5 protein-coding genes are annotated in these 7,118 nt (G+C 71.0%); 4 read left to right on the plus strand and 1 reads right to left on the minus strand.

Annotated elements, in window-relative coordinates; translation table 11 throughout:
• Positions 1–30: 30 nt before the first annotated feature.
• Entirely contained in the window at positions 31–1,425 is a 1,395-nt protein-coding gene (locus ACFYZ4_RS33385) for a pyridoxal phosphate-dependent decarboxylase family protein (protein ID WP_390785642.1), read from the minus strand.
• A gap of 315 nt (positions 1,426–1,740) precedes the next feature.
• On the opposite strand from ACFYZ4_RS33385, the gene ACFYZ4_RS33390 reads away from it, so the two are divergent.
• From ACFYZ4_RS33390 to ACFYZ4_RS33405, 4 genes are all read left to right on the plus strand, one after another.
• On the plus strand, positions 1,741–3,210 hold the full coding sequence (locus ACFYZ4_RS33390) for a multicopper oxidase family protein (RefSeq protein ID WP_384341137.1): 1,470 nt from the start codon (positions 1,741–1,743) through the stop codon (positions 3,208–3,210).
• A 191-nt stretch (positions 3,211–3,401) separates the two neighbouring features.
• The gene (metK, locus tag ACFYZ4_RS33395; protein WP_390785643.1) at positions 3,402–4,607 is read left to right on the plus strand and encodes a methionine adenosyltransferase; all 1,206 of its coding nucleotides are present in this window, start codon (positions 3,402–3,404) and stop codon (positions 4,605–4,607) included.
• 116 nt (positions 4,608–4,723) lie between these two features.
• Positions 4,724–5,704 (plus strand): carbohydrate kinase family protein, encoded by a 981-nt coding sequence (locus ACFYZ4_RS33400; protein WP_351304892.1) that lies wholly within the window; start codon positions 4,724–4,726, stop codon positions 5,702–5,704.
• On the plus strand, positions 5,701–7,118 hold a 1,418-nt coding region (locus ACFYZ4_RS33405; protein ID WP_390785644.1), incomplete at its 3' end, for a homocysteine S-methyltransferase family protein. The genes ACFYZ4_RS33400 and ACFYZ4_RS33405, both read left to right, overlap by 4 nt.

Genomic DNA, 7,118 nt, shown 5'->3' on the forward strand with positions numbered 1-7,118 from the left:
TCGGGGTGGTGGCGGTCGGGGTGGTGGCCGTCAGGGCGTGGTGCGGCCGCGCGCGGCCAGGTCCTCGACGCGGGCGTGCAGGGTCGGCAGGTAGTGCTCGGACTCCGGCTTGATCAGGACGCTGCGGATCACGCGGGCGGCGTCGGCGTCGCGTGCCACGTGCGGGTGGCGGCGTACGAAGGCGTCCGCGTCGGCGCGCAGCACGCTCAGGAACACGGGGTCGGCCTCCGCCGTCATGCCGTCGCGCAGCAGGCGGTCGGAGGCCGCGTCGATCGAGGAGAGGGTCGGGTGGGCGGAGGTGGGGAAGTAGGTGACGATGTCGAGGTCCGGGCGCTGGTAGAGCTCGAGTTCGTCGGAGGCGGTCAGCAGATCGGCCCAGTGCAGTGCGGCCCGGCGGTTCGCGGCGATGATCCTTCCGAAGCCGTCCGGTGTGAGCGGCAGCAGTTGCAGGGTCAGCCACAGGGCGGCGGCGGCCGCTCCCGCGCGTGAGCACTCCAGGCTGATCTCGCCCAGGTGCAGGTCCGCGTCGGTGAAGTAGGTGTACGGCGAGTCGTGGGCGAAGTGCCGGCCGGCGCGCGGGTCGGGGAAGAGGACGGCGCCGCAGCCGTAGGGCTGCAGGCCCTGCTTGTGCGGGTCCACGACCACCGAGTCGCAGGCGGCGATCGCCCGCCAGGGGGCCGGGTCGATGCCACCGGTACCGGCCCGGCCCAGGATCGCGTAGAAGCCGCCGTAGGCGGCGTCGACGTGGACCCGTGCCCCGTACCGGCGTGCCAGCGGCAGGACTTCGTGGACGGGGTCGACCGCTCCGAGTCCGGTCGTTCCGGTGGTGACGACGACGGTGCCGATGCGGCCGCCGCGCAGCGCGCTCTCCAGCGCCTGGAGGTCGATGCGGCCGCTGGTGTCGGTGGGGATGCGGTGGCCCTCCATGCCCAGGACGTGGCACATCCGCTCGTGGGTGTAGTGGCATTCGCCGCTGTAGGCGACGCCGCGGTCGGGGTGGAGCTGGCGGGCGACGTAGAGGGCTTCCAGGTTGGCCATGGTGCCGCTGGTGGTGAGGTGGCCGACGTGGGCGTCGAGTCCGAACATGGCGGCGAGGTCGGCGACGGCCTCGCGTTCCATCTCGGTGGTGGCGGGTCCGCCTTCGGCGGCGTGGTTGTTGGGGTTGAAGAGCATGGCGGTGAGGTAGCCGGTGACGGCCGCCGGGTGCGGCGGTTTGACCATCTGTCCGGCGTAGCGCGGGTGGAAGAACGGGTAGTTGTGGTCCATCCGCTTGGCGAGGCGGTCGAAGGCCTCGTCGAAGGCGTCGGGCCGCACCCGGTGCGCGTCGTGGGTCTCGTACGGGCCGAACTGCCCTCCCCACCGCTCCGCCACCGCGAGTGCGCGCGGCAGCCAGTCGCGTAAGTCGTGCAGGTCGTGCAGGTCCACGGGAGCCTCCCCCAGCGGCCGCCCGGTTCGGCGGCACGAGTCGGGCGTACGCGGTCGTACGTACGCATGAGGAGGGTTACGAAGGCCCCGCAAGGCCCGCGCAACGGCTGACGCCCGCACACCATCTGGGCTCGAGTGATGCGCTAGGCGCGTCTGGTCCACTCGCGGCGCGACAGCCGTGCGGGGCATTGCCTCGCCGGCTGCCCGCAGGCACCGGCACCGGCCGCCGGCGTGCACCGGCGGCCGGCCGTTTTCGGCGGGCCCTGTGCCGCTCCCGGCGTCCGCCCGCACCCACCCTTCCCAGGAGGTAATCCCATGGTCACCAGACGCAGCCTGCTCGGCGGTGCCGTCGCCGCGACCGGCGCCGGCCTGCTCACCACCGGGGGTCTGACGCCGCTGCTCAGCGCCCGCACCGCCCAAGCCACCGGCACCGGCTCCGGCGGGGGCAAACCGGTGACGGTGCCGGCGCCGTTCACCGTGCGGATGCCGACCCTGCCGGTGCTCCAGCCGGTCTCCACGCTGGGCGGCCAGGACACCTATGCCGTCACCATCAAGGAGGTGGGCCGGGAGATCATCCCCGGTGTGCAGACGAAGGTGCTGACCTACGACGGGCAGTTCCCGGGGCCGGTGCTGCGGGCCCGCAGCGGGCGGAAGGTGGTGATCCGGCACCGCAACACCCTCACCATGCCGGTCTCGGTCCACCTGCACGGCGGCAGTGTCTCGCCGGAGAACGACGGCGGCCCGATGGACACCTTCGCGCCGAACACCTCGCGCACCTACACCTACCCCAACCAGCAGCCGGGCGCCGGCCTGTGGTTCCACGACCACGCGCACCACATGGAGTCGGAGCACGTCTTTCGGGGGCTGTCGGCCACCTATCTGCTCTCGGACGACACGGAGCGGTCGCTGCCGCTTCCGTCCGGCCAGTACGAGGTGCCGATCGCGCTGCGCGATGCCCGCTTCGACGAGGCCGGGCAGCTGGTCTACGTGATGGACGACGTGTTCGGGCGGACCACCATCCTGGCCAACGGCCGCCCGAGCCCGTACTTCGAGGTGGCGGCCCGCAAGTACCGCTTCCGGCTGCTCAACTCCTCCAACATGCGCTTCTTCCAGCTGCGCCTGTCGGACGGCGGCCAGATGATCCAGATCGGTACGGACGGCGGCCTGCTGGAGCACCCCTTCACGACGGACTCCATCGGGCTGTCGCCGGCGGAGCGGGCGGATGTGGTCATCGACTTCTCCCGCTACCGGGTGGGGACGAAGATCGTCCTGGAGAACGTGCTGGGGCCCGGCACGCCCGACCAGGTGGGCAAGGTGCTGCGCTTCGACGTCGTACGGACGGCGCCGGACGCGAGCCGGATACCGCAGACGCTGCGCACCCTGGCGCCGATGGCGAACGCCACGGTCGAGCGCACCATCGTCCTCGCCATGGACGAGGACGGCCGCGAGGAGCCGCGGGGGCTCATCGACGGCCAGGTCTGGGACTACCGGCGCATCGACCAGACCATCGCCCACGGCAGTTCGGAGATCTGGACGGTCACCAACGCCAACAAGATCGTTCCGCACAACTTCCACATGCACCTGGTCCAGTTCCGGCTGCTGGAACGCAACGGGGCCCCGGTGGCGCCGGGCGAGGCCGGGCTGAAGGACACGGTCCGGCTGTTCCCCGGCGAGACGGTCAAGCTGCACGCCACCTTCGACACGTACCGGGGGACGTACGTCTACCACTGCCATCTGCTGGACCACTCGGCGATGGGCATGATGGCCAACTTCCGCATCCGGTAACGGGGGGGCCCGCCGGAGAGGGGGCCGTGTCGAGCGGGGGTGGGGGAACCGGCCAGCTCCGCTCGACGCGCTCTCAAGGACGGGCCGAGGACCGGGCGGCAGGATCCTCGGCAACAGACCATGTCCGGCCGTGTCCCCCACGTCCGACCCTGCCCGATCCGACCACCCGTCCCCACACCACCTGGAGTGAGATGTCCCGCCGTCTGTTCACCTCGGAGTCCGTGACCGAGGGACACCCCGACAAGATCGCCGACCAGATCAGCGACACGATCCTCGACGCGCTCCTCTCCGAGGACCCCGCCTCCCGGGTGGCGGTGGAGACCCTCATCACCACCGGTCTCGTGCACATAGCCGGCGAGGTGACGACGAAGGCCTACGCGCCGATCGCTCAGCTCGTCCGGGAGAAGATCCTCGAGATCGGCTACGACTCCTCGAAGAAGGGCTTCGACGGCGCCTCCTGCGGCGTGTCGGTGTCCATCGGCGCCCAGTCCCCCGACATCGCCCAGGGTGTCGACACCGCCTACGAGAGCCGTGTGGAGGGCGAGGAGGACGAGCTCGACAAGCAGGGCGCCGGCGACCAGGGCCTGATGTTCGGCTACGCCTGCGACGAGACCCCCGAGCTGATGCCGCTCCCGATCCACCTCGCGCACCGGCTCTCGCGCCGGCTGTCCGAGGTCCGCAAGAACGGGACCATCCCCTACCTGCGCCCCGACGGCAAGACCCAGGTCACCATCGAGTACGACGGCGACCAGGCCGTGCGGCTGGACACCGTCGTCGTCTCGACCCAGCACGCCTCCGACATCGACCTGGAGGCCCTGCTGGCCCCGGACATCCGGGAGAGCGTGGTCGAGTACGTGCTGCGCGGGCTCGCCGAGGACGGCATCAAGCTGGAGACCAAGGGCTACCGGCTGCTGGTCAACCCGACCGGCCGGTTCGAGATCGGCGGCCCGATGGGCGACGCCGGCCTGACCGGCCGCAAGATCATCATCGACACCTACGGCGGCATGGCCCGCCACGGCGGCGGCGCGTTCTCCGGCAAGGACCCGTCCAAGGTCGACCGCTCCGCCGCCTACGCCATGCGCTGGGTCGCCAAGAACGTGGTCGCCGCCGGCCTCGCCTCGCGCTGCGAGGTCCAGGTCGCGTACGCCATCGGCAAGGCCGAGCCCGTCGGTCTCTTCGTGGAGACCTTCGGCACCCACACCGTGCCCACCGACCGCATCGAGCGGGCCATCACCGAGGTCTTCGACCTGCGTCCGGCCGCCATCATCCGCGACCTCGACCTGCTGCGCCCCATCTACGCGCAGACCGCCGCCTACGGCCACTTCGGCCGTGAGCTGCCCGACTTCACCTGGGAGCGCACCGACCGCGCCGAACGCCTGAAGGCCGCCGCCGCCTGAGCACCCCGGCGCGCACCGCCCGCGCGCCACCGGACATCCCCACCCCCCACACCCCGCCCTGCCCTGCCCTGCCACATCCCGCCCCGCCGGCATCAGACCAGTTCACAGGAGTCCACGTGCGTATCGCGGTGACCGGATCCATCGCCACAGATCACCTCATGGCCTTCCCGGGCCGGTTCGTCGACCAGCTCCTCCCCGACCAGCTGGAACACGTCTCGTTGTCGTTCCTCGTCGACACCCTCCAGGTGCGGCGGGGCGGAGTGGCGGCCAACATCTCCTTCGGCCTCGGCGGCCTCCTCCTCGAACCCCTCCTCGTGGGCGCCGTGGGCCCGGACTTCGGCGAGTACGAGGTCTGGCTCAAGGAACACGGCGTCGACACCGGCTCGGTGTACGTCTCCTCCGAGCACCAGACCGCCCGCTTCATGTGCATGACCGACCAGGATTCCAACCAGATCGCCGCGTTCTACGCGGGCGCCATGGCCGAGGCCGGGCGCATCGACCTGCGCGGCGTCCATGACCGCACCCCCCTCGACCTGGTGCTCGTCTCCCCCAACGACCCCGGCGCGATGGTCCGGCACACCGAACAGGCCCGACAGCTGGGCATTCCCTTCGCCGCCGACCCCTCGCAGCAGCTCGCCCGCCTCACCGGCGCCGAGGTACACAGCCTGGTCACCGGGGCCCGCTGGCTGTTCACCAACGAGTACGAGTCCGCGCTGCTGCGCGAACGCGCCGGGTGGAGCCATGCGGAGGTCCTCGACCGCGTCGGCACCTGGGTCACCACCCTGGGCGCCCAGGGTGTCCGTATCGACCGCAAGGGCGAGCCGGCCCTGACCGTCCCCGCCGTCCCCGACGTCCACGCCGAGGACCCCACCGGCGTCGGCGACGCCTTCCGCTCCGGCTTCCTGGCCGCCGTCAGCTGGGGGCTGGGGCTTGAGACCGCCGCACAGCTCGGCTGTGCGATGTCCGCGCTGGTCCTGGCGACCGTCGGCTCCCAGGCGTACGAGATCCGGCCCGAGCGCCTGCTCGCCACCGTCCGCGCGGTGTACGGGGAGCAGGCGGCCGGGCTGCTGGCACCGAAGCTGGAGCGGCCGGCATGACGACGAATTCACAGACCCGGGCCGATGCCCTGCGGGAGGCGCTCGCGACCCGCGTGGTCGTCGCCGACGGGGCCATGGGAACCATGCTCCAGGCGCAGGACCCCACGATGGAGGACTTCCAGCAGCTGGAAGGCTGCAACGAGGTCCTGAACATCACCCGCCCCGACATCGTGCGCTCCGTGCACGAGGAGTACTTCGCGGTGGGTGTGGACTGCGTCGAGACGAACACCTTCGGTACGAACTACGCCGCGCTGGCCGAGTACGACATCGCCGAACGCAACTTCGAGCTGTCGGAGGCCGGTGCCCGGATCGCCCGCGAGGTCGCCGACGAGTTCACCGCGAACACCGGGCAGCAGCGGTGGGTGCTCGGCTCCATGGGCCCCGGCACGAAGCTCCCCACCCTGGGGCACATCACCTACGGCCAGATCCGTGACGCCTACCAGATCAACGCCGAGGGCCTGATCACCGGCGGCGCCGACGCGCTGCTGGTGGAGACGACGCAGGACCTCCTCCAGACGAAGTCCTCGATCATCGGTGCCCGGCGGGCGATGGAGGCCCTGGGGGTCACCGTCCCGCTCATCTGCTCCGTCACCGTCGAGACCACCGGCACGATGCTGCTCGGTTCGGAGATCGGTGCGGCGCTGACGGCGCTGGAGCCGCTGGGCATCGACATGATCGGGCTGAACTGCGCCACCGGCCCGGCCGAGATGAGCGAGCACCTGCGCTACCTCGCGCGCAATGCCCGTATCCCGCTGTCCTGCATGCCCAACGCCGGCCTGCCCGTCCTGACCAAGCAGGGTGCCCACTACCCGCTGTCCGCGGCCGAGCTGGCCGACGCCCAGGAGACCTTCGTCCGCGAGTACGGCCTCTCCCTCGTCGGCGGCTGCTGCGGCACCACCCCGGAGCACCTGCGGCAGGTCGTGGAGCGGGTCCGCGGGACCGCGATCACCGAGCGCACCCCCCAGCCCGAGCCGGGCGCCGCCTCCCTCTACCAGACGGTTCCGTTCCGTCAGGACACCTCGTACATGGCGATCGGTGAGCGGACGAACGCGAACGGGTCGAAGAAGTTCCGTGAGGCGATGCTGGAGGCCCGCTGGGACGACTGTGTGGAGATGGCCCGGGATCAGATCCGTGAGGGCGCGCACATGCTCGACCTGTGCATCGACTACGTGGGCCGTGACGGTGTCGCGGACATGGAGGAGCTGGCGGGTCGTTTCGCGACGGCTTCCACGCTGCCGATCGTTTTGGACTCGACCGAGGTTCCGGTGATCCGGGCGGGTCTGGAGAAGCTGGGCGGCCGTGCGGTCATCAACTCGGTCAACTATGAGGACGGTGACGGTCCGGAGTCGCGGTTCGCTCTGGTCACCCGGTTGGCGCAGGAGCACGGTGCGGCGTTGATCGCGTTGACGATCGA

The sequence above is a fragment of the Streptomyces sp. NPDC001513 genome, from assembly GCF_042894695.1.
Taxonomy (GTDB): Bacteria; Actinomycetota; Actinomycetes; order Streptomycetales; family Streptomycetaceae; genus Streptomyces.

What these genes read in the sequence shown, in the direction of transcription:
- ACFYZ4_RS33390 (WP_384341137.1), top strand. Translation starts at nt 1,741, where the DNA reads ATGGTCACCAGACGCAGCCTGCTCGGCGGTGCCGTCGCCGCGACCGGC.
- metK (WP_390785643.1), top strand. Translation starts at nt 3,402, where the DNA reads ATGTCCCGCCGTCTGTTCACCTCGGAGTCCGTGACCGAGGGACACCCC.